18 protein-coding genes are annotated in these 21,168 nt (G+C 73.0%); 11 read left to right on the top strand and 7 right to left on the bottom strand.

All coding sequences use genetic code 11. From position 1 onward, the window contains the following. Positions 1-2 precede the first annotated feature (2 nt). A complete protein-coding gene (locus tag ABZV93_RS19775; RefSeq protein WP_354938005.1) occupies positions 3-872 on the top strand; it encodes an LLM class F420-dependent oxidoreductase in 870 nt (289 codons plus the stop codon). 49 nt (positions 873-921) lie between these two features. Here ABZV93_RS19775 and ABZV93_RS19770 read toward each other — a convergent pair whose 3' ends face one another. Next, positions 922-1,764 (bottom strand): GNAT family N-acetyltransferase, encoded by an 843-nt coding sequence (locus ABZV93_RS19770; protein ID WP_354938002.1) that lies wholly within the window; start codon positions 1,762-1,764, stop codon positions 922-924. 225 nt (positions 1,765-1,989) lie between these two features. Here ABZV93_RS19770 and ABZV93_RS19765 point away from each other — a divergent pair, with 225 nt between their 5' ends. Further along, positions 1,990-4,170 (top strand): hypothetical protein, encoded by a 2,181-nt coding sequence (locus ABZV93_RS19765; RefSeq protein WP_354937999.1) that lies wholly within the window; start codon positions 1,990-1,992, stop codon positions 4,168-4,170. Between the two features lie 6 nt (positions 4,171-4,176). Here the strand turns inward: ABZV93_RS19765 and ABZV93_RS19760 are convergent, their stop codons facing one another. Next, positions 4,177-5,217 carry a hypothetical protein gene (locus ABZV93_RS19760; RefSeq protein WP_354937996.1) on the bottom strand — a complete coding sequence of 347 codons (1,041 nt, stop codon included), beginning with the start codon at positions 5,215-5,217 and terminating at the stop codon, positions 4,177-4,179. A 157-nt stretch (positions 5,218-5,374) separates the two neighbouring features. On the opposite strand from ABZV93_RS19760, the gene ABZV93_RS19755 reads away from it, so the two are divergent. Together ABZV93_RS19755 and ABZV93_RS19750 are read left to right on the top strand one after the other, a co-directional pair. Further along, on the top strand, positions 5,375-6,358 hold the full coding sequence (locus ABZV93_RS19755) for an ROK family protein (RefSeq protein WP_354937993.1): 984 nt from the start codon (positions 5,375-5,377) through the stop codon (positions 6,356-6,358). Between the two features lie 163 nt (positions 6,359-6,521). Next, complete coding sequence (locus tag ABZV93_RS19750; protein WP_354937990.1) at positions 6,522-8,057, top strand: AI-2E family transporter; 1,536 nt, start codon at positions 6,522-6,524, stop codon at positions 8,055-8,057. A 94-nt stretch (positions 8,058-8,151) separates the two neighbouring features. On the opposite strand, the gene ABZV93_RS19745 is transcribed toward ABZV93_RS19750, so the two are convergent. The 3 genes from ABZV93_RS19745 to ABZV93_RS19735 form a co-directional block, all read right to left on the bottom strand. Then, complete coding sequence (locus ABZV93_RS19745) at positions 8,152-9,762, bottom strand: MDR family MFS transporter (protein WP_354937987.1); 1,611 nt, start codon at positions 9,760-9,762, stop codon at positions 8,152-8,154. 133 nt (positions 9,763-9,895) lie between these two features. Next, entirely contained in the window at positions 9,896-10,378 is a 483-nt protein-coding gene (locus tag ABZV93_RS19740; RefSeq protein WP_354937985.1) for a MarR family winged helix-turn-helix transcriptional regulator, read from the bottom strand. A gap of 37 nt (positions 10,379-10,415) precedes the next feature. After that, on the bottom strand, positions 10,416-11,909 hold the full coding sequence (locus ABZV93_RS19735; RefSeq protein WP_354937982.1) for a cytochrome P450: 1,494 nt from the start codon (positions 11,907-11,909) through the stop codon (positions 10,416-10,418). A gap of 75 nt (positions 11,910-11,984) precedes the next feature. Here ABZV93_RS19735 and ilvA point away from each other — a divergent pair, with 75 nt between their 5' ends. From ilvA to ABZV93_RS19720, 3 genes are all read left to right on the top strand, one after another. After that, entirely contained in the window at positions 11,985-13,247 is a 1,263-nt protein-coding gene (gene ilvA / locus ABZV93_RS19730; RefSeq protein WP_354937979.1) for a threonine ammonia-lyase, read from the top strand. Positions 13,248-13,311: 64 nt separating this feature from the next. Then, positions 13,312-14,529, top strand: coding sequence for a hypothetical protein (locus tag ABZV93_RS19725; protein WP_354937976.1), 1,218 nt, complete (start codon positions 13,312-13,314; stop codon positions 14,527-14,529). Beyond that, a complete protein-coding gene (locus ABZV93_RS19720) occupies positions 14,526-14,984 on the top strand; it encodes a DUF2089 domain-containing protein (RefSeq protein ID WP_354937974.1) in 459 nt (152 codons plus the stop codon). Before ABZV93_RS19725 ends, ABZV93_RS19720 begins: the two co-directional genes overlap by 4 nt. 140 nt (positions 14,985-15,124) lie before the next feature. Here ABZV93_RS19720 and greA read toward each other — a convergent pair whose 3' ends face one another. Beyond that, positions 15,125-15,631 (bottom strand): transcription elongation factor GreA, encoded by a 507-nt coding sequence (greA, locus tag ABZV93_RS19715; protein WP_354937972.1) that lies wholly within the window; start codon positions 15,629-15,631, stop codon positions 15,125-15,127. A gap of 282 nt (positions 15,632-15,913) precedes the next feature. Here greA and mca point away from each other — a divergent pair, with 282 nt between their 5' ends. Further along, the gene (mca, locus tag ABZV93_RS19710) at positions 15,914-16,816 is read left to right on the top strand and encodes a mycothiol conjugate amidase Mca (RefSeq protein ID WP_354938207.1); all 903 of its coding nucleotides are present in this window, start codon (positions 15,914-15,916) and stop codon (positions 16,814-16,816) included. Positions 16,817-16,907: 91 nt separating this feature from the next. Next, entirely contained in the window at positions 16,908-17,207 is a 300-nt protein-coding gene (locus ABZV93_RS19705) for a hypothetical protein (RefSeq protein ID WP_354937969.1), read from the top strand. Positions 17,208-17,245: 38 nt separating this feature from the next. Here ABZV93_RS19705 and ABZV93_RS19700 read toward each other — a convergent pair whose 3' ends face one another. After that, positions 17,246-18,052 carry a maleylpyruvate isomerase family mycothiol-dependent enzyme gene (locus ABZV93_RS19700; protein ID WP_354937966.1) on the bottom strand — a complete coding sequence of 269 codons (807 nt, stop codon included), beginning with the start codon at positions 18,050-18,052 and terminating at the stop codon, positions 17,246-17,248. Positions 18,053-18,339: 287 nt separating this feature from the next. Between ABZV93_RS19700 and ABZV93_RS19695 the strand changes: the two genes are divergently transcribed. Both ABZV93_RS19695 and ABZV93_RS19690 read left to right on the top strand, forming a co-directional pair. Continuing rightward, positions 18,340-19,146, top strand: coding sequence for a uracil-DNA glycosylase (locus ABZV93_RS19695; protein WP_354937963.1), 807 nt, complete (start codon positions 18,340-18,342; stop codon positions 19,144-19,146). A gap of 101 nt (positions 19,147-19,247) precedes the next feature. Continuing rightward, complete coding sequence (locus ABZV93_RS19690; protein ID WP_354937960.1) at positions 19,248-21,149, top strand: penicillin-binding transpeptidase domain-containing protein; 1,902 nt, start codon at positions 19,248-19,250, stop codon at positions 21,147-21,149. Positions 21,150-21,168 lie beyond the last annotated feature (19 nt).

Raw genomic sequence — 21,168 nt, 5'->3', positions numbered from 1 at the left:
GCATGACTTCTGTCGCGGACAACTCCTCGGGGCTGCGAGTCGGACTCAAGCTCGCCCCCCAGAACACCACGGTCGACCACCTGCGCAGCGTGTGGAAGCTGGCCGACCAGGCCGGTTTCGACAGCGTCTGGAACTTCGACCACTTCGCCGCCATCCACGGCGACCCCGAAGGCGACGTCCTCGAGGGCTGGACGCTGCTCGCGGCGATGGCCGAGAGCACCCAGCGGGTGCGGATCGGCTGCATGGTCACCGGCGTCACCTACCGGCACCCGGCCGTCCTGGCGAAGATGGCGGTGACCGTCGACCACCTGTCCGGCGGCCGGCTGGAGTTCGGCCTGGGCGCGGCGTGGGCGGAGATCGAGCACACCATGCTCGGCATCGACCTGGGCAGTGTGAAGGGACGCCTGGACCGGTTCGAGGAAGCCTGCCAGGTGATCAGGTCGCTGTGGACCGAGCCGAAGACCACCTTCCACGGTGAGCACTACCACCTGACCGACGCGCTGGCCAACCCCAAGCCGGTGCAGAAGCCGGGGCCACCGCTGTGGATCGGCGGCAGCGGGCGCCGGCGGACCCTGAAGATCGTCGCGCGGTACGCCGACGCCTGGAACGCCGCGGGCGGCTCCGTGGAGGAGATCGCCGAGCTGTCCGGGGTGCTCGACCGGCACTGCCAGGACGTGGGCCGGGACCCGGGCCAGATCCGGCGTACGGTCCAGATCCGTGCGGACGAGGGCACCGACCACCTGCTGCGGCAGGCCGAGGCGTTCGCCGGGGCCGGCATCGGCGAGGTGATCGTCGTGGTGCGCGGCGACGACGCCGTGGCGCGGGCCGAACAGGTCGCCGAGGTCCTGCCCAAGCTGCGCTCGGTCGGCTGAGGGCCGGTCTGCCGGGGTTCCCGAGCGGACAGGCCTGCGTCCCGGCTGCTCAGACGTCGCGGCGCAGGCGGTAGTACGCGGTGTCGTGCGGTACGTCCTCACCCGCGGGTGACGAGGGCACACGGCACGACACCGCGACATACCCCTGGCCCAGGGCGTGCTCCAGCGCGTCGCGTACCGCCGCCCGGACCCGGGCCGCCCTTCCCGGCTCCGGCTCCGTCCGCGACCACGTCCGGGGTACGCCGAGCAGCAGGTCGTCCCCGGCCGGAACCGCCTCGCCCCACGCCGGCAACCGACCCGCGACGGGCTCCGGCGACGGGCCCGCACCCGGTGACGGCGTGCCGGTCAGGTCCCACTCCACGACCAGTCGGTCGGTGGGTTCGGCGGGCCCTTCGTGGCTCGGTCCCCGCGCTTCCGGGCCGTACAGATCGCGGACGAACCACCGTCCCCGCGCGCCGAGCACGTCCAGGTTGAAGTGTGCGTTGCGGGCGCGGACAGGGTCGTAGGCCCAGCGCATCCGAGTGAGCCCGGTGGCCAGGACGTACTCCCGCTGCCCCTGCTTCAGTGCCCGGCCGACGCCGCGCCCCTGCCACGCCCGGTCGACCACGGCGGCCTGCGAATAGTGGTACACCTCGCCGGTCCCCGCGTCCCGGCCGACGTAGCCGTACGCGAAACCCACCAGCGTGTCCCCGGCGTACGCGCCGATCACCGAGCCGCCGTTGTGGACCAGTCCGGCGAGCAGCCGGGGACTCACCGCCGGGTCGCCGGACGGCAGGTCCAGCACCGCGCGGTAGAGGTCGACCGCCTCGGGCAGTCGCGCCGGGTCCTCGATCGGCCCGACCGTGACCGGTCCGGAGCCGCTCGCGCGGTGGGGGTTCACGTCGTTCGTCACCGGAGGAAACCTGCCCCGCGGCGGTGCCCTGCAAAGGCGTCAGGGCGTGCCCGGCGAAGGTGCCCGGCGAAGGTGCCCGGCACGCGATCACACACTGCGCGTTCGTGATCGACTCCGCTAGGCTGCTCTGGATCTTGTTCCTTTCCGCGGTCCTGGTCTCTGTCCCCGGCCGAGGGTCGCCTGACGCCCGACCACGTGGTGCGCCCGGAAGCCGGAGGATCCTCAGTGCAGACGAACGCGTCCCGGGCTCATGGCGCCCTCGAGGCGATGTTCCGCGAGGAGTCGGTGTTCGACCTGTACTCCCGGGGCAGGTGGCAGGTCCCCGACGGCCTTGTCGCCGCGGTGACCGAACGCGTGGACGCACTGGCCGAGGACCCGCGTTCGGCGCTGCTGGTGGTCGACGAGCACCCGGCGTTGCGCACGCCGGTGCCGGCCGTCGTCGCCGACGTCCTCGGCATCACCGCCTTCCTGTGCGGTGACGTCGCCGTCCGCTCCGGGTCCTGGCGGCGGCTGGAGCACGACCTGGTGAGCTCGCACCTCGCCGGCGCGGCGCAGGGATCACCCGGTCGGGACGGGCTTGGTGGGCTCCGCACCGGGTGGGTCGCGTCCGCGGCTCCGTGGCGGCCACCGGGTGGAGACCTGTTCCGGGCGGCCGGTGACGACCGCGGCCTCCGTCGGCTGGCCTGGGAGCTGACGGCGGAGATCCTGCGGGTGCTGGCGGGCATCGAGTCGCTGGAGGACCGGCGGCAGGGTCTGCTGACGCTGTACGAACACGCCGCGGCCGACCACGACCTGGTGGAGGCGACCCTCTCCGCACCGAGTACGCCGGCGGGCTGGGCTCAGCTGCGGGAACGCTGGGCGGACGCGGCCGGAGACGACCTCGTCGCCGTCCTCCCCGAGCTCACCGGCAACGTCGGTTACCTGAGCTGGATCGTCGACGGCTGGTGCGCGGCGCACCGGCTCCTGGCCGACGCGGTGCCGGGCGGGGACGACCTGTGCACCGCGCTCTCCTGCCTGCTGGTGCAGGCCGGGCTCACCGTCGTGCCGCCCGAGCTCGCCGTCGGCGTCCGCGGTGATCTGTACGCACAGGTGGGTGCTCGGCTCGCCGAGGACGTGCGCACGTGGGACGCCGGCGCATGGCGCCACCAGGTGCGGTCCTGGCTGGCCGGAGCGCTGGTGGCGGGGGAGTTCGACGTGGCCCGGACCTGGCTCGACCTCGCGGTCCGGCTCACCGGGGTGGTGCAGGGCCTGCCCGGTGACGCGGCGACGCCGGATCCGTGCCTGGTTCCGGTGGGGGAGTTCCAGGACGACGTACGCCGGCTGTTCCGGGTCCGGCGGGTGCGCCATCCGCTCGCCGGCGCGGCGTCGGCCCCCGCCTGGCTCGCCACGGAAGACGTTTTCCCGCCGGTCGGGCACCGTAACGGCCCCGTACGCGACACCGTGCCCGCGCCGGGCCGGCGTCCGGACGAGACGCCGGACCGGTCCGCCGGAGCCCCTCCCGACCTGGTGGACGGAGCCGGATGCGCCCGGGCCTCGGCGCTGGCGCAGGCCACCGCGATGATCGACCGGATCGTCGGGCAGCCGGCCCTGGTCGCCGTACTCCGCGAACTCGTGGACATGCCCGCCCAGGACCTCCGGTTGCTGGTGACCGGCCCACCGGACGTGGGCACCAACCTCGCCGTCGACGTCCTCGCCCGGCTGATGACCATGCGCGGCTTCGACGGGACCGCGGTGTGGCTGCACCACGAGCAGTTCGCCCTGCTGGACGCCGACAGCGCGGTCGCCCAGCTCCGCGATCGGGTGGAGGGCTGCGACGGCGAACGCCTGATCGCCGTCGACGGGCTCGACCGGCTGGTGAGCCACGAGCGGATCGGCCGCCCGCTGGCGCAGGAACTGCACCGGCTGATCAGCGCCCACGGCGCGCAGGTCCAGCTCGTCGCGTTCGGCGGGCCGGACGGCTACCGCCGGCTGGTCGACGCCTGCCCGTCGCTGGCGGCCTGGTGGCGGGTGGTCCGCACCCGCGAGTTCACCGCCGGCGACTTCGCCGTGTTGTTCGGCCGGGCGCTCGACCGGCGCGGTGCGACCGCCACGCCGGGCGCGCTCCGGGCGGCCGGCGACCTGCTGGCGGAGACCAGGGCAGCGGCGGCCGAGGAGGAGCGCAACGCCGGGCTCGCCACCCGGCTGGCCGACCTCGCCGTCGCCGCCGCACGCCGGCGGACGAACTGGGCGACCTCGCCGGTGGTCGACGTCGTCGACCTTCCCACCGAGTACGCCGAGCCGGAGGATGGCGGGTCGGAGGATGGCGGGTCGGAGGACGTCGGGTCGGAGGACGTCGGGTCGGAGAATGCCAGGTCGGAGAATGCCGGAACGCCACGGCACGTCCAGCGAGCCGAGCTCGGACGCTGAGCACGCTCAGAGCACAGCGCAGACCCCGAGGAAGTTCTCCCACCTGTCCGCCAGCCGGATCGGTAGCTCCACCGGCCGGCCCGACGACCCGCCGGTGGTGAACCGCATGGTCACCATGGCAGCGCTGTCCACCGGGAGCCGGCAGTCGTTCGGTTGGAACGGAAGCGGGATGGTTCGCTGTCCGCCCACCGGCACCACCACTGACGGATGCGCGTCCCCGCCGACCTTTCGGGACGGATCAGCGGCGATCACGGTCTCGCGGTAGGTCAGCGGGCGGCCGCCGACGTTCTGCACCGAGACGACGGCCTCCAGCCCGGAGCCGACGAGTGCGGGCGGAACGACCTCCACCAGGCGGGGCCGGCCCGTGTCCGGGTCGGTCGTACAGACCGAGGGCAGCAGGTCCCGCTGCACGCCGACGGACAGCCGGAGCGTGCTCCGCGCGCCGCCGGCGCCGGCCACCCGCAGCGGCACGGCGACCTCACGCTCGCCCGCGGCCAGGGCGGGCGCGCAGTCGCGTACCTTCCAGAACAGCGAGAACTCACGCTGCCCGTGCCCCGGCAGCTGGATCGGCCGCCACTCCACCCGCCCCTGGACCGTCATGTCGGTGACGCCGTTCACCCCGGCGAACTCCAGACCGGGCAACGCCGGCGGCTCCGGCGGCAGGACGACCTGCGGTCCGCCGACCCGGCTCCGCACCGTGACGTCGACCCTGGCGGTGAAGTTGTCGACGAACCGCGGCCGGCTCGCCTGGACGTCCGCGTCGGGTGCGGTGAGCCGGGTCAGCGCCAGCCAGCCGAGCACCAGGGCGGCCGCGACGCCGAGGGTGAACCGCACCCATCGCGGGAGGCGGCGTTGGGGTGAGCCGACCTCGGCGACGTCGGCGTCGGTCCCGTCGTCGAACGACGTACGTGCGTACGGATCCGCGTAGGGGGAGTCGTCCCGGTGGGATCGGTCCCGGTCGGAACGAAACCCCGCGGACGGCGGGGGAGGCTCGCTGACGGCCGGTGGCTTACGGTCGGGCCTGGTCGGTCCGTCGTACCACTGCATGCGCGAAGCCTCCTCGTCGCGCCGACCCGCGTCGGCCCGGAACCCGGTCGCCGTCGATGCCGGCGTCGGTCGTTTGGCCTGACGGGTCATGGAGGCCGCTGCGCCGAAGCTTCGTCCTCATGTCCGGCGTTGGCAAGGGACCGGGCAAGATGCGTGCATGACCGACCTGCAAGCCGGCCGCCCGGCAGACGCACGCACCGAACCCGTTCTCGCTGTCGACATCGGAGGCACCAAGATCGCCGCCGGAGTGGTCGACGCCGACGGCCGGGTGCTCGTGAGCGATCGCGCGCCCACGCTGGCCAGCCACGACGACGACGCGGACGCGATCTGGGCGCGGCTGCACGCACTGTGCGAGTCCGTGCTGGACGCGGCCGGCCGGCCGGCGATCCAGGGAGTCGGTGTGGGCTGCGGTGGTCCGATGCGGTGGCCGGAAGGTGCTGTGTCGCCGGTCAACCTGCTGCCGTGGAGGGACTTCCCGCTGCGCGCCCGGCTGGCCGCGGCGTACCCCGGCCTGCCGGTCCGGGTGCACAACGACGCGGTGGCCGTCGTGGTCGCCGAGCACTGGCAGGGCGCGGGGCGGGGTGTGGCCGACATGCTCGGCATGGTCGTGTCCACCGGGGTGGGCGGCGGCCTGATCCTCGGCGGCCGACTGGTCGACGGCGGCAGCGGCAACGCCGGGCACGTGGGGCACATGGTCGTCGACCCGCAGGGTCCGCCGTGCGGCTGCGGGTCCCGCGGCTGCGTGGAGGCGTTCGCTCGCGGGCCGGGCCTCGCCGCCTGGGCGCGTGAGCAGGGCTGGCGGCCGAACGACCCGGCGGCGAACGCCCGCGACCTCGCCGACGACGCGCGGGCCGGCCACGAGGTGGCCCGGGCCGCGTTCGAGCGGGCGGGCTGGGCACTCGGCCTGGGTATCGCGTCCGCTATGGCGTTGTGCGACGTCGACCGCGTCGTACTCGGCGGCGGGGTCTCCCAGGTAGGGCCGCTGCTGTTCGAGCCGCTGGAGCGCACGCTGCGGGAGTACGCCCGGATCGAGTTCGCCCGCCGCGTGAAGGTGGAGCGGCCCATCCTCGACCAGGACGCCGGCATCGTCGGCGCCGCCGGGTTCATCCTGCGCGGTGACCGCTACTGGTCCGCCGACTGACGAGGACCGCTGCCGTGCGCGGCGGACCGCTGCCGTTACGCGGGTCCGCCCGGTGCCGCCTCGTGCGGCCCGGGACGCCGGCTGCGATGCTGGCGGGCAAGGCGACCGGCATGGCGTACCGGAAATGGGTATGTTGTCGCCCTCGTTCAACGGGTAGGTACCCGTGGTGATCAACGAGGGTGGGGGCACGGAGTCCGGGGGAGGCACCGCGGGCACGGCCGGCGCGACCGGGCCGGGTGGTTCGCCGCGCGGCCGGTTGCTGAGCGCGGTCCGGCGACTAAGGACGAGTCGTTCCGCAGCCCGCGACCAGACCGGTCAGGGGGACACCGAGACCGATCCCGCGCGGGCGGTCCAGGGCGAAGCCACCGCGGACCACGAGGAGGTCGTTCCGCACGGGCTGCGGGTGGCCAGCGAGTGGACCTGGCGGCTGTTGCTGCTGGTCCTGGGTGGACTGGCCATCGGTTACGTCCTGATCCAGCTCAGCGTCGTCGTGGTGCCCGTCTTCATCGCGGTCCTGGTGACGGCGCTGCTGGTGCCGGCGACCGGGGCGATCAGCAGGGCCGTCCCGCGCAGCCTGGCGGCCTTCCTCACCCTGCTCGGGCTCTTCATCGTCATCTTCGGGCTGCTCACGTTGGTCGGCCAGCAGATCGCGGTCGGTTACCAGGGCCTGGTCAAGCAGGTGATCAGCGGCGTCGCCGAGATCCAGGCCTGGCTGGTCCACGGCCCGCTCCAGCTGTCGCAGTCGGAGATCACCCGGACGTTCAAGAACCTCGGGCAGGCCCTGTCCACCAAGCAGATCACCGCCGGCGCGCTCCAGGTGGGCACGACCGTCGGCCACGTGGTCGCCGGGCTGTTCATCGCGTTGTTCACGACGTACTTCTTCCTCTACGAGGGAGAGCGCATCTGGGCCTGGCTGGTCCGCCTGCTGCCGCGCGCGAGCTGGGAACGCGTCGACACCGCCGCCCGGCAGGGCTGGGTGTCCCTGACCGCCTTCGTCCGGGCGACCGTCCTGGTCGCCCTGGTGGACGCGATCGGCATCACCCTCGTCGCGGTGGTCCTGCGGGTCCCGTTCGCGCTGCCGATCGGTGTCCTGGTGTTCCTCTCCTCGTTCGTGCCGCTGATCGGTGCCTTCGTCTCCGGCTCGGTGGCGGTGCTGGTGGCGCTGGTGGCGCAGGGGCCCGTCGTGGCTGCGCTGATGCTGCTGGGGGTGCTCGCCGTCCAGCAGATGGAGGCGCACCTGCTGCAGCCGTTCCTGTTGGGACGGTTCGTCCGGCTGCACCCGCTGGCCGTCCTGCTGGCGATCGCCGCCGGCGGCTACCTGTTCGGGATCGTGGGCGCGTTGTTCGCGGTGCCGCTGACCGCGGTGACGAACGGTGTCGTACGCAGCATCACCTCCGACAACCGGTCACGGCGTACACCGCCGTCGGGAACCCCGCCGACCGGTCCACCCGGCACCGGACCGGAGCCCGGGGAGCCGGGGACCGGCCCCTCCAGCCCTTCCACCGAGGCGGCCGGGTCTTCCAGAGCTGAGCAGGCCGTGGGGGAGGCGAGCTCGCCGGTGGCGCCATCGGCCGAGGAGGCGCCGCCGCCCGACCAGGTGCCGCCGCCGGAAGCGACGACCTCGCCTCCACCTGGCGAGGAGACATCCGGTTCGGACGAGGAACCGGACTCGCCGCACGAGCCGCGCACCGACAGGTAGCCTGCCCGCATACGACGAAGGAGCCCCGGCGGATCGCCGGGGCTCCTTCTCGTTGCTCCTACCTGAACGTCGTACCCGTGCTCGGTAGGCCTGCTCAGTGCGTGGCGCTCGGAGCGAACTCCGCCTCGACCTCGCCGGTGCCCTCCGCCGGCGGGCGCCCGGTGGCCAGCGGAAGCTCCTTGAGGAAGAGCGCCACCACCATCGCCAGGAGCGCGAACGGCGCGCCGGTGAGGAACACGTCGTGCAGCGTACGGACGAACGCCTCGATCACCGGCGCCTTCAGCTCCGGCGGGAGCTTCTGGATCGCGGTGACGTTCTCCACCGCGCCGGCCGGGATCTTCGCGGCTGCCGCCGGCGGCAGCACCTCCGCCAGGTGGGTGCCCAACCGGCTGGTGAGGATCGCCCCGAAGACGGCGGTACCGAGCGCGCCGCCCATGCTCCGGAAGAAGGTCGTCGCGCTGGTGGCCGTGCCCATGTCGCGGAAGTGCACGGAGTTCTGCACCGCCGTCATGATCGTCTGCATGGTGAGGCCGAGACCGAAGCCGAGGACGTACTGGTAGACCCCGATCGTCCACATCGAGGACCCCGAGCTCAGCCGGGACAGCAGCCACACCGCCAGCGCCATGAACAGCGCGCCCAGGATCGGGTAGATCTTGTACCGGCCGGTCCTGCTGATCAGCCGGCCGGCACTGATCGAGGACGTGAAAATGCCGGCCACCATCGGCAGCATCGCGAGGCCGGAGGCGGTGGGGGACAGGCCGTGCACCACCTGCAGGTAGAGCGGAAGGTAGATGATCGCGCCGAACATCACGAAGCCCGCGATCAGGCCGAAGACGTTGCTGATCGTGAACACCGAGTTCCGGAACAACCGCAGCGGCAGGATCGGCTCGGAGGCCCGCGACTCGACGAACACGAACACCACGGCGAGCGCGATGCCGGCGCCGAGCAGGCCCAGCGCCCCACCCTCGGTCCAGCCGTAGGACTGACCCCGCCAGGACAGGTAGAGCAGGATCGAGGAGACCGAGGCGACGATCGTGGCCGCGCCGAGGTAGTCGATCTGGTGGTTGCGCCGGACCGTGGGCATCCGCAGCGCGTACGTCGTGACGACGAGCGCGGAGAGGCCGATCGGCAGGTTGATCCAGAAGATCCACCGCCAGCCAGGGCCGTCGGTGAACCAGCCGCCGAGCAGGGGCCCGGCAACGCTGGAGATGCCGAACACGGCACCGAAGTAGCCCTGGTACCGGCCGCGTTCACGCGGCGGGATGATGTCGCCGATGGTGGCGAAGGCCAGTGCCATCAGGCCACCGCCGCCGAGTCCCTGGATCGCGCGGAACGCCACCAGCTCGGGCATGTTCTGCGCGAGGGCGGCCAGCACCGAACCGACCAGGAAGGTGCCGATCGCCGCCTGGAAGATCAGCCGGCGGCCGTACAGGTCGGAGATCTTTCCCCACAACGGGGTGGAGGCGGTGGAGGTCAGGAGGTACGCCGTGACCACCCAGGACAGCTTGTCCAGGCCGCCGAGGTCGCTGACGATGCGGGGCAGCGCGGTGCCGACGATGCTCTGGTCGAGCGCGGCGAGCAGCATCCCGGCCATCAGGCCGCCGAGGGTGATCAGGATCTGCCGGTGGGACAGGTAGGAGGGGCCGTCCACGGGCGCGGGGGTCGTCTCCGCGCTCGCCGACGGCTCGCGTTGGGGTTCGCTCATGGGAACTGCACTCCGTGTGACTTGGTGTTGCCTGGTGAACCAGCGCTTCTTCGCCGGCGCGCGGTGGCGCGCCGGCGAGTTCGCTTTGTGCCGGTGAGGTTCTGGTGGTGCGGCCATGGCGTCGTCCTCCGGGTCAGGGCCCCGGCGGCGCGGACGTCTCGGCCTCCAGGTCCTTGCCGAGTCGGTCGAGCAGCCGCTCGAGGGTGTGTACGTCGTCGGCCGGCCACTGGGACAGCACGGCGTCGAGCCGGGCGCGCCTGCGGGCGGCGGCCTCCTCCAGGACGCGGTTGCCGACCTCGGTGACCGAGACCAGGGCGGCCCGGCGGTCGTCGGGATCGCTGGCGCGTCCGAGGTAGCCGGAGGTCTCCAGCGCGCGGACGTGCCGGCTCACGGTCGACACGTCGAGCTGCACCTGCCCGGCGAGATCGGACAGCCGGGTCGGCCCCGAGCACGCGACGGTGTGAAGAACGTAATGCAGAGCGGGTTCGATCGGCGCGTCATTTCCGCGCTTGACCAGGCGCACCAGCCGCATCAGGGCGACCAGCAACGTCTCTGGTGCCGGAGTGGAGGCGGCGGTGGTTTCGCCGGTCTGCGGGTGACAGCCAGTTGCTTGCACGCCGCAAGCATACAGGTTTGCATGCGCCATGCAACCATTACCGACGGCCGTCCGGATCTCGCTCACGGTTGTGCCCACCGGCGCCCGGTGACCGCTCGCGGAGTACGACCGGCATGCCGCCGGCGGGCCGCAGGGTGACCGCCGCCTGGGGCCTGACCCGGTGCCCGGGTGCCAGCTGGGGAGCCCACCGGCGGGCGAGCGTGGCGAGGACGAGCACTCCCTCGGTCCAGGCGAAGCCCAGCCCGACACAGATCCTGGCGCCCGCGCCGAACGGCACGTAGGCGGCCCGCGGCTGGCCCGGTACGCCCTCGCCGAAGGCTCCGTCGGGCCCGATCCAGCGTGCGGGCGCGAAGGCGTCCGGGGCCGCCCAGAACCGCGGGTCGCGGTGCAGGGCGTACTGGCTGGTCACACACAGCGAGCCCGCGGGCAGCGTCCAGCCGTCCAGCTCCACGTCCACGAGCGTGCGCCGGCCGAGAATCCACGACGGCGGATAGAGCCGCATCGCCTCCGCGAGCACCGCTCTGGTCCGCGGCAGCCGGTCCAGGTCGGCGTAGGTGAGCCGGACGGGCTCGGTGACCACGGCGTCGACCTCGGCGTGCAGCCAGGCCGCCGCCTCCGGATTCCGGTCCAGCAGCCACCACGCCCACGACAGCGCGCTGGCCGTGGTCTCGTGCCCGGCCAGCAGTAGTGTCATCACCTCGTCCCGCACGACCGTGTCGGCGTCGGTCGTCCCGGCGTCGGCAGCCGCCGCCTCGAGCAGCGTGGACAGCAGGTCGGGGCCGGGCGGGCGGTCGCGCCGTTCGGTGATCATGGTCCGCACCAGGGCGTCGAGGCGGTCCACGGCGGCGAACAACCTGGCCCGGCCGCGGGTGGGCACCGACAGCAGTAGATCCGCGCCCGGCAGCATCCGCCGGGAGAACCCGTCCATCAGCTCACCCAACGCGTCGGCCACCTCGGGGCTGCGGTCCCGCAGGTCGGTGCCGAACAACGTCTCACCCACCACCGCCACCGTCAGCGCGGACATCTCCCGGGCCAGGTCGACCTGCCGGCCGTCCTGCCAGTCGGCCGCCCGGTCGCGCGCCGCCCGCACCATCACCGGCGCGTACGCCCGCAGCCGGTCGCCCTGCAGTGCGGGCTGGATCAGCCGCCGCTGGGAGCGGTGCCACTCGCCCTCGCTGGTGAGCAGCCCCTCGCCCAGGAGGATCCGGATCCGCTCCAGCGTCCGGCCCTTGCGAAGATCCCGCCCGCGTGTGACGAAGAGTTCGTGTACCAGGTCGGGATGGCTGAGGACGTAGACGTGCTCCCCGCCGAGCCGCAGATGGGCCAGCCGGGGATGTCCGCGGGCGATCCGGAGGAAGTACGCAGGCGGGTCGCGGTGCAGGGCGAGACCGGCGTACAGCAGCGCGCCGGGCGGACCGGGCGGGCGCGCCACCCGGCCGGGCCCGCCCGGACGTCGGTGCGGCCCGGGCCCCTTCGGACTCCCGTCGCCGCGCGGCCGGCCGGTGCGGTCGGACGGAGGGCTGGTGGCCATGACCCTGTTCTACGTGGTTTCCGGGCCGGCGGGCGCCCGGTCGGCGCGGCTCGCCGAAGGTGCCAGACTGCGGCCATGACCGCTGCCAGCCCGCACGACAGCACACCCGACGGTGCACGCGACGGGGCGGACCTGGCCGCCCTGCTCGCCGACATCGAGGACGCCGAACGCACCCTGAGCGGGATCGCCCGGACCACCCCGATGGAGGCGTCCCGATGGCTGGCGGACCGGGTGGGCGGGCCGGTGCACCTGAAGTGCGAGAACCTCCAGCGGGCCGGGTCGTTCAAGATCCGTGGCGCGTACGTACGGATCTCCCGGCTGAGCCCGGCCGAACGCGCTCGTGGCGTGGTGGCCGCGAGCGCCGGCAACCACGCACAGGGGGTGGCGCTCGCCGCCCGCCTGCTGGACACCCGGGCCACGGTGTTCATGCCGTTCGGTGCGCCCATCCCGAAGGAGGAGGCCACCCGCTCCTACGGCGCCGACGTGCGGTTCCACGGCCACACCATCGACGAGGCCCTGGTCGCCGCGCGGCAGTACGCCGAGGAGACCGGCGCGATCTTCATCCACCCGTTCGACCACCCCGACATCGTGGCCGGGCAGGGCACGCTCGGCCTGGAGATCCTGGAGCAGTGCCCGGATGTCGCGACGGTCCTGGTGTCGACCGGCGGCGGCGGGCTGGTGGCCGGAGTGGCGGCCGCGCTGGCCGGGCGGGGCTCCAAGGCGCGGGTCGTGGGAGTCCAGGCGGCCGGCGCGGCGGCCTATCCGCCGTCCCTGGCGGCCGGCCGGCCGGTCCCGGTGGAACGCATGCAGACGATGGCCGACGGAATCGCGGTCGGCTGCCCGGGCGGGGTGCCGTTCGAGGTCGTCCGGCGCTGGGTCTCCGGGGTGATCACGGTCTCGGAGGAGTCGCTGTCGCGGTCCCTGTTGCTGCTCCTCGAACGCGGCAAGCTGCTGGTCGAGCCCGCGGGCGCGGCGGCCGTCGCGGCCGCGCTCGACGCCCCGGGTGCGTTCGAGCCACCCGTGGTCGCGGTGCTGTCCGGAGGGAACATCGACCCGCTGCTGCTGATGCGGGTGCTGCGCCACGGCATGATCGCCGCCGGGAGGTACATGTCCCTGCGGGTGTGCGTGCCCGACCAGCCGGGCGGGCTGGCCGCCCTCCTGCGCCAGCTCGCCGAGGTGGAGGCGAACGTCCTGGACGTCGTACACCAGCGCACCGGTGCCGGCCTGCACCTCGGAGACGTCGACGTGGCCCTCCAGCTCGAGACACGAGGCAAGCAGCACCGCGAGGAGATCCTGCACCGATTGCGATCGGCTGGCTACACGGTCAACTTTTCGTAGGTCAGATATCAGGTTCTGTAAAGACTGCCTTGACACTCCATCATTCGCGGAGTGAAATCGACCCATGCCTGAGAACACATCTCCCGAATCGGACCCCTGGGCCGAGGCGACCGACGCCGTGCCGACCCACCGCGACGCGCCCGCCCCCACCGCGCCGGGGCACGAGTCCCACGGCGCCCACGATGCACACGCCGGCCACGAGGGTTCCGCGGCCACGCCCGACCCGGCGGCCGAGCAGGTGCGCGCCGAGGCCGAACGCCGCCAGCGGGAGGCCGCCGAGCGCGCGGAGCAGGCGCAGGCCGCCACCGGTGATGCGATCCGGGCGGCCGAGCACGCGGCCGGCCCGCACGGCAACGGCGAGTACCCCACTCCCGAGCCGCCCACCCCGTCCACGCCACCGACGCCTCCCACGCCGCCCACGCCGCCGGAGGGCGACGACCCCGTCCGCCGGATCCTGGCCGACGTCGCCGCCGGGCGGCTCGGCCCGGAGGAGGCAGCCGCCCGCCTGGACGAGGCCCGCCGATCCGCCGACGCCGGGTCCACCCCGTCCGGAAGCGGGTCGACCGCGGCCCCGGGCGGTACCAACGCAGGCAGTGCGGGCGACGCCGGCACGTCCGGGCAGCGGACGCTGCCCACGGCCTCCGCGACCGAGCCGACCAACCGGGTGCGGGTGCGAGCTGTCGGCCGCCGGGTCCGGATCATCGGCGAGCCGTTCGTCTCCACGGTGGCCGTCGACGGCCCGCACGTCGTACGCCAGGAGGGCGACACGCTGGTCGTCACCAGCGAGGGGGAGTTCGGAGCGTCCCTGGACGGCTTCACCCTGATGCGCACCCGGTCGCTGCGCGACGTGCAGGAGCGGGTCTTCGACCTCGGGCGCGAGCTGTCCGTCCGCGTCAACCCCAGCTTGGCGGTGGAGATCGAGGTCACCGCGGGCAGTGTCAACTGCGAACGCATCCCGAGCCTGGAGCAGGTGCGGGTGACCGGCGGCTCCGCGCGGGTCCGCGACGTGGAGGGCCCGATCGACGTACTCGTCCAGGCGGGTTCGGCGCAGGTGGAAGGCCGCATCCACCGGGGCAGGTCGCGGCTGCGCGCGGAGTCCGGCTCCCTCCAGTTGCGGCTGCTGCCGGGTTCGAGCGTCCGGGTCCGTCCCGACGTCCAGCTCGGCCGGGTGCAGTGGGAGCCGCCGGGCGCCGACCGTGACGAGCACGTGATCGGCACCGGCGACGGCCAGCTCGACCTGGAGGTCGTGATGGGGATGGCGACCGTCAAGCAGGCGCCGTGAGCGTGGCGTACGGCACGGGTGGATACGCCGGACACGCAGCCCACGCGCACCGGCCGCCGCGCGACTGCCCGGTCTGCGGCGCCGGTCTGCAGGTGACCCGGCTGAGCTGCGACGCGTGCGCCAGCGAACTGTCGGGAGTGTTCGAGTCGTGCGGGTTCTGTGGCCTCACCGACGCCGAACGCGACCTGCTGCGCGTCTTCCTGGTCTCCCGCGGCAACATGCGCGAGGTCGAGCGGCACCTCGGCGTGAGCTATCCGACGGCCCGGCAGCGCTACGCCGACCTGCTGGCGAAGCTGGGCCTGGAAGGCGCCGGGTCGCCGGCCGCCTCGGTGGCCCAGGCGGCTCCGACGGGTTCGAACGAGCCGGAGCAGAGCCGGGAGGACGTGCTGGCCATGCTCGCCCGGGGCGAGCTCGACGTGGACGCGGCCGCCGACCGGCTCCGCCAGGTCGGTTGACCGAATCCGCGGCGACTTGCTGGCAGGTCCCGCCGGATCCCCGGCCTGGCCTTCGTACGAAGAAACCCACGATGCGCGGCGTCACCGCGCATCGTGGGTTCTCGCTGTCCGGGCGGCTGCCCGGCCGGTAGGCCTGGTGCTCAGCCGAACGGCACGGCGTCGACGATCTCCACCGTGACGTTGCGGCCGTTGGGCGCGGAGTAGGTCGCCTGGTCGCCCTTGCGCTTGCCGCTGATGGCGCGGCCGAGCGGCGACTCGGGGGAGTAGACCTCGAGGTCGACCGAGGAGTCCAGGGACAGCAACTCGCGCGATCCGAGCACGAACGTCTCGGTGTCGTCGTCGCCTTCGAAGCGGATGGTCACCTTCATGCCCGGCTCGACGATCCCGTCGTCCGCCGGGGTGGCACCCACCCGGGCGCGGCGCAGCATGTCCTGCAGCTTGCGGATCTGCGCCTCGACCTTGCCCTGCTCCTCCTTGGCGGCGTGGTAGCCGCCGTTCTCCCGCAGGTCACCCTCGTCGCGGGCTTCACCGATCCTCTTGGCGAGTTCCGCGCGCACAGTACCCGTGAGATGGTCCAACTCCGCCTTCAGACGGTCGTAGGCGTCCTGCGTGAGCCAGATGACGTTCTCGTCGGTCGACTGCGTCACAGCTTCGCTCCTTGGTCATGCGGGGGCACTTCGGTCATTCGGAAAAGATCCGGTCATTTCCGCGGGTGCGCTCTCGGTGCGTGTCCGGAACTGTACGGACTGACCTATCAGGCTAACAACGCGCGGCTCTCCCGGCCATCCCACGTCGGTACGTCGAGGTCGGTGAGCAGAATGTCGGTCGTCTGAGCCACCATGGTGGTCGCGCGCTCATTTTGCAACCCGCGCCGCCGGACAGAGGAGATAACTACGGTGCCATCCACCGCACCCGCACCGCTACGGCTGATGCACGTGCACGCCCACCCCGACGACGAGTCGAGCAAGGGGGCCGCCACCACCGCCCGTTACGTCGCGGAGGGTGTCGAGGTCCTGGTCGTGACCTGCACCGGCGGTGAGCGCGGATCGATTCTCAACCCGCACATGGACCGGCCCGACGTCCTGGAGAACCTCGCCGACATCCGCCGCCAGGAGATGGACCGGGCCCGGGAGATCCTGGGCATCCGGCAGGAGTGGCTCGGTTTCGTCGACTCCGGTTTCCCTGAGGGCGACAACCCCGGCCCCCTGCCGGAGGGGTCGTTCGCGGCGACGCCGGTCGAGGAGTCCGCCGGCGTGCTGGTTCGGGTGATGCGGGAGTTCCGCCCGCACGTCGTGACGACCTACGACGAGAACGGCGGATACCCCCACCCCGACCACATCATGTGCCACAACGTCACCATCGCGGCGTGGGAGGCGGCCGGTGATCCGGACGCCTACCCCGAGGCCGGCGAGCCGTGGCATCCGCTCAAGCTCTACTACCACCACTCGTTCCACTGGGAGCGCACCAAGGCGCTGCACGACGAGATGGTGCGCCGAGGTCTGGAGTCGCCCTACGCCGAGCGGCTGAAGGAGTGGAAGCCCGACCCCGCGCACGCCGCCAGGGTGACCACGCGGGTGCCGTGTTCGGACTACTTCCCGGTCCGCGACAAGGCGCTGCTCGCGCACGCCACCCAGATCGACCCCGAGGGGCCGTGGTTCGCCTGCCCGCTGGAGGTGCACGTCGCCGCGTGGCCGACCGAGGACTACGAGCTGGCCCGCAGCCTGGTGGAGGCACCGGTTCCGGAGGACGACCTGTTCGCGGGGCTGCGTGATCTCGTCGAGGACGCGCCGGGCCGGCACGGCGCCGGGCGGCTGGCACCGGAAGCCTCCTGAGGTCGTGCCCCCAGCGTCGGCTGCGACAATCGGTTGACGGGCCCGTGCACGCCGCGGACCACGAACACCCAGGTGGGAGAAGGTACGTCCAGTGCTGTACATGATCGTCGAGGCGGCCGCGCCGCAGGATGACTCGGCGTGGGTGGGCCCCGGTCTACTCGGCTTCGTGGTGATCATGGCGATCGGCGTCGCGACGGTGCTGTTGTGGCGCAACATGAACAAACAGTTGCGCAAGGTGCGGTTCGAGGAGCCCGACCCGCGTCGCCGGCCGGGACCCGGACAGCCGCCCGCCGGCGGTGACCGACCGGGACCGATCGACGGCCCGGGCGGCACCGCCGACGACCGTGGGCCGGGCCCGGACCGGCCCGACGCGGAGGATCGCCGCCGCTGACCCCGGCGCGGGCTGATGCGTTGGTCCGCTCGCTCTGGTCAGGGGACCACGCGGACGTCGAGCACGGCCCGGGCCGCGGCCTGGTCGCCGTCGACGGTGAACCGGCAGCCGTGCTCGGTGGCCGGCAGCCGGCGCCACAGCGCGAGCAGCAGGTCGCCGGCCGTTCCCGCGACGGTGGCGGTCGCGGCCGCCACCTCGGTGTCGGTGAGTGCCGGGCCGATCCCGACCGGCACCCCGTCCGGTTCGGCCGGAGGGCTGACCAGCCAGCGGTCGGGATGGTCGGTGTACGTCAGCAGCACCGGCGCGACGAGCCGATGCGGTCCGAAGCGCTCCGACCTCGGCATCATCACCTCCACGACCTCGCCCACGCCGTCGGCGGCCAGGCCGGGGTCGACGACCGGCCGGACTCCGATCGCGAGTTCGGCGTCGGCCCGGTGGATGCACACCTCGTGCGTCTGCCGGCGGGACCAGAACTCCGCGGTGCCGCCGTCACCGAACGCCCAGGTCGGCCGGGCGGGGTCGGTCGCGGCCAGCTGGTCGAGCAACACTTCGACCGACTCGGCGTACCACGGTCCGAGCTCCGGCCCCACCGGTGCGGGCACGGTGCTCGAACCTCCGCCGGGGAACTCTCCCGTCCGCACGATCCGCGCCGCCCACCTGTGCACCCGGCCGGTGTGCGCCACCAGGTCGGCGAGCGACCACTCGGGGCAGGAGGGTACGCGGGCGGTGGCCGGTCCGGTCTGGTACGCAGCCAGCAGCCGGGCGGCCTCCGCCCGGATGAACGCGGCGTAGGCAGGTGGGTCGAACGCGCCGTGCAGCGGAACGGAGTCGGCGGGGTTGTTCATGAGCTCAACCTAAAGTGTCCCGTCCCTCCGGTGATCACGCGGCGTGAGGTGAGTGGGGCATCCGCGCCCGTCCGGCAAGGCGGAGCCAAGGTAGAGGAGGAGCGCGTAGCGGGGTTCTACGCGCGACGACGACAACGCCGCCGGGCGGGATGCGGGGCCCTGCTCAGCGGCGCGGCGGGTGGATCCGGCGTTGAGGGTGCGGTCCCATAGGCTCGGTCGGCACAGCAGGGGCCAGGGCGAAACCGCCCTGGGAACGGCCGGGTCCAGCGACAGCCCAGGAGGTAGGCATGAGCGAAGCGGCCCAGGCACAACTGAACGATGTCGTCGACGGCACCACCCACGACGCAGCCGTCACCGAGGACACGGGCCTCACCGAGGGCACCGGCATCCGGCCCGCGAGCGAGCCGCAGGCCACCGACGGCCGCGGATCGCTGGCCGAGCTGGTGGCCGCGGGCTGGGAGGACGCCCTGGCCCCGGTCGCCGGCCAGATCGCCGCGATGGGCGACTTCCTGCGTGCCGAGCTCGCCGCCGGGCGGCGTTATCTCCCGTCCGGCCCCGACGTCCTGCGGGCGTTCCAGCAGCCGTTCGCCGACGTGCGGGTCCTCATCGTCGGCCAGGACCCCTATCCCACGCCCGGGCACGCCGTGGGGCTGAGTTTCTCGGTGGCGCCGCACGTGCGCCCGATCCCGCGCAGCCTGACCAACATCTACCGCGAGTACGCCGCCGACCTCGGCCATCCGCTGCCGTCCAACGGCGACCTGTCGCCGTGGTCACGGCGCGGCATCCTGTTACTCAACCGGTCGCTGACCGTCGAACCCGGCCGCCCCGCCGCCCACCGCGGCAAGGGCTGGGAGGCTGTCACCGACCAGGCCATCAGGGCGCTGGTGGCCCGAGGCAAGCCGCTGGTGGCAATCCTGTGGGGGCGGGACGCGCAGAGCCTGCGGCCACTGCTGGGCACGGTGCCGAGGATCGAGTCCGCGCACCCGAGCCCGATGTCGGCCGACCGGGGCTTCTTCGGTTCCCGGCCGTTCAGCCGGGCCAACGCATTGCTGACCGAGCAGGGCGGGGAGCCCGTCGACTGGGCGCTCGACTGACCTGCATCGACCGACCTGCGCCCACTCACCTGCACCGACCGACCTGCCCACTCACTGACGTGCCGACCAACGTGCACCGACGCACCGCACCGGGGGATCTCATGCGTACACGCCTGGCCGCGGCGGTCGTCGCGTTCGGAACGCTGTCGGGGGCGGCAGCCTGCACGTCGGGCCCGCCGGAGGAGGCGTCCCGGGCGGTCCGTGCGTTCGCCGAAGCGTGGTCGTCCGGCACGCTCGGCGCCACCGTCGACGCGCGCACGGCCAAGGCCGCCGGGCGCGACCTGGCGGCGGACACGCACGCGGTGCGCGCGCGGAAGACTTCCGTACGCCCGGCCGGTGAGCTGACCTGCCTCGACAGCGACCAGGCCGCGAAGCTGAAGGCCGACGGGAAGGTCTGCCGCCAGCCGCTGGCCATCACCCACAGCCTCGTCGGCCTGGGCACCTGGCGCTACACCACCGCCGCCGAGGTACGCGAGGACGACCAGGGCAGATGGAAGGTGTGGTGGACGCCGCAGACGTTCCACCCGAAGCTCACGGCCGCAACGTCGCTGCACCTGGAGCGTGAGCTACCGGCCCGGGCGTCGATCGTGGACCACGCGGGCAAGCCGCTGACCAAGGAAACTCCGGTGGTCCGGGTCGGGGTGGAGCCGCGTCGGGTCAAGCCCGACGTCACCTACGCCAAGCTGCGGCAGGTCCTCGACGTCGACCCGAACGCCCTGCGCAGGCGGGCCGAGGCCGCCGACCCGACGTACTTCGTCGACGTGCTGACGCTGCGCGAGCCCGCCTACCAGAAGGCGCGCGCCCGGCTGGACGCCATCCCCGGGGTGGTGACCCGCGAGGACACCATGTCGCTCGGTCCGTCGTCGTCGTTCGCCCGCGGTGTCCTCGGTGTCGTCGCGCCGGCGACCGCGGACTCGCTGAAGAACGCGGGACCGCTCGCGGCCGACGGCGACGCGGTGGGCGCGAGCGGCCTTCAGGCGGCGTACCAGAAGCAGTTGGCCGGAAGTCCGGGCGGCCGGATCGACGTGGTGCGCACCGCCGACGACCACCGGGTGACCACGGTGTTCTCGCGGAAGCCGGTGCCGGGCAAACCGCTGCGCACGACGCTCGACCCGGACGTGCAGAACGCCGCCGAGGACGCGGTGGCCGGCCAGGCGAAACCGACCGCGCTGGTAGCGGTCCGGGCCGGCACCGGCGAGGTGCTGGCCGCGGCCAACGGCCCCGGCGTGACGTCGTACAACCGCGCCTTCGTCGGCCGCTACCCACCAGGCTCGACGTTCAAGGTGGTGTCGGTGTCGGCACTGCTGGCGGACGGGCTGCGTCCCGGCGACATGGTGACCTGCCCGTCCGACACGTCCGTGGGCGGCAAGCACTTCAAGAACGCCTACGACTTCTCGTTGCCGGACGGGCCGATGACCGACGCGTTCGCGCACTCGTGCAACACCACGGTCGTCGAACGCGCCCGCGACCTCGACGACGGCGAACTGGTGGCGATGGCCGAGCGGTTCGGCATCGGTACGAAGTGGAAGCTCGGGCTGCCCGCGTACTCCGGCTCGGTGCCCGAGCCACGCGACCTGGTCGACCTCGCCGCCAGCATGATCGGCCAGGGGCGGGTGCAGATGAGTCCGCTGGGCATGGCGCTGGTCGCGGCGACGGTGGACGCCGGACGGCCGTACAAGCCGGTGCTCCTGCCGGACGTGGCGCCCGGTGGTCCCGCGGGTGACAAGCTTCCGGCCGGGTTGGTCACCCGGATGCGGGGGCTGATGCGGGCGGTGGTGGCCACCGGCTCGGCCAAGGAGCTCGACCTGCCCGGCCCGGACGTCTACGCCAAGACCGGGACGGCGGAGTACGGCAGCGACGATCCGCCGCGCACGCACGCCTGGATGATCGGCTACCGCGGCGACATCGCGTTCGCGGTCCTGGTCGAGGACGGCGGCGCCGGCGGCAAGGACGCGGGACCGGTGGCGCGGTCGTTCCTGCGCGGCATCAACTTCCTGGAGTAGCGCGGGCCAGACCCTAGAC

It is taken from the genome of Actinopolymorpha sp. NPDC004070 (genome assembly GCF_040610475.1).
In the GTDB taxonomy this organism is placed as follows: Bacteria; Actinomycetota; Actinomycetes; order Propionibacteriales; family Actinopolymorphaceae; genus Actinopolymorpha.
The sequence above is the reverse complement of the archived record's forward strand: the minus strand, read 5'-3'. Positions and strand labels throughout refer to the sequence as shown.

What these genes read in the sequence shown, in the direction of transcription:
- ABZV93_RS19760 (WP_354937996.1), bottom strand. Translation starts at nt 5,217, where the DNA reads ATGCAGTGGTACGACGGACCGACCAGGCCCGACCGTAAGCCACCGGCC.
- mca (WP_354938207.1), top strand. Translation starts at nt 15,914, where the DNA reads ATGCACGTGCACGCCCACCCCGACGACGAGTCGAGCAAGGGGGCCGCC.
- ABZV93_RS19690 (WP_354937960.1), top strand. Translation starts at nt 19,248, where the DNA reads ATGCGTACACGCCTGGCCGCGGCGGTCGTCGCGTTCGGAACGCTGTCG.
- ABZV93_RS19695 (WP_354937963.1), top strand. Translation starts at nt 18,340, where the DNA reads ATGAGCGAAGCGGCCCAGGCACAACTGAACGATGTCGTCGACGGCACC.
- ABZV93_RS19700 (WP_354937966.1), bottom strand. Translation starts at nt 18,052, where the DNA reads ATGAACAACCCCGCCGACTCCGTTCCGCTGCACGGCGCGTTCGACCCA.
- ABZV93_RS19725 (WP_354937976.1), top strand. Translation starts at nt 13,312, where the DNA reads ATGCCTGAGAACACATCTCCCGAATCGGACCCCTGGGCCGAGGCGACC.
- ilvA (WP_354937979.1), top strand. Translation starts at nt 11,985, where the DNA reads ATGACCGCTGCCAGCCCGCACGACAGCACACCCGACGGTGCACGCGAC.
- ABZV93_RS19735 (WP_354937982.1), bottom strand. Translation starts at nt 11,909, where the DNA reads ATGGCCACCAGCCCTCCGTCCGACCGCACCGGCCGGCCGCGCGGCGAC.
- ABZV93_RS19755 (WP_354937993.1), top strand. Translation starts at nt 5,375, where the DNA reads ATGACCGACCTGCAAGCCGGCCGCCCGGCAGACGCACGCACCGAACCC.
- ABZV93_RS19745 (WP_354937987.1), bottom strand. Translation starts at nt 9,762, where the DNA reads ATGAGCGAACCCCAACGCGAGCCGTCGGCGAGCGCGGAGACGACCCCC.
- ABZV93_RS19775 (WP_354938005.1), top strand. Translation starts at nt 3, where the DNA reads ATGACTTCTGTCGCGGACAACTCCTCGGGGCTGCGAGTCGGACTCAAG.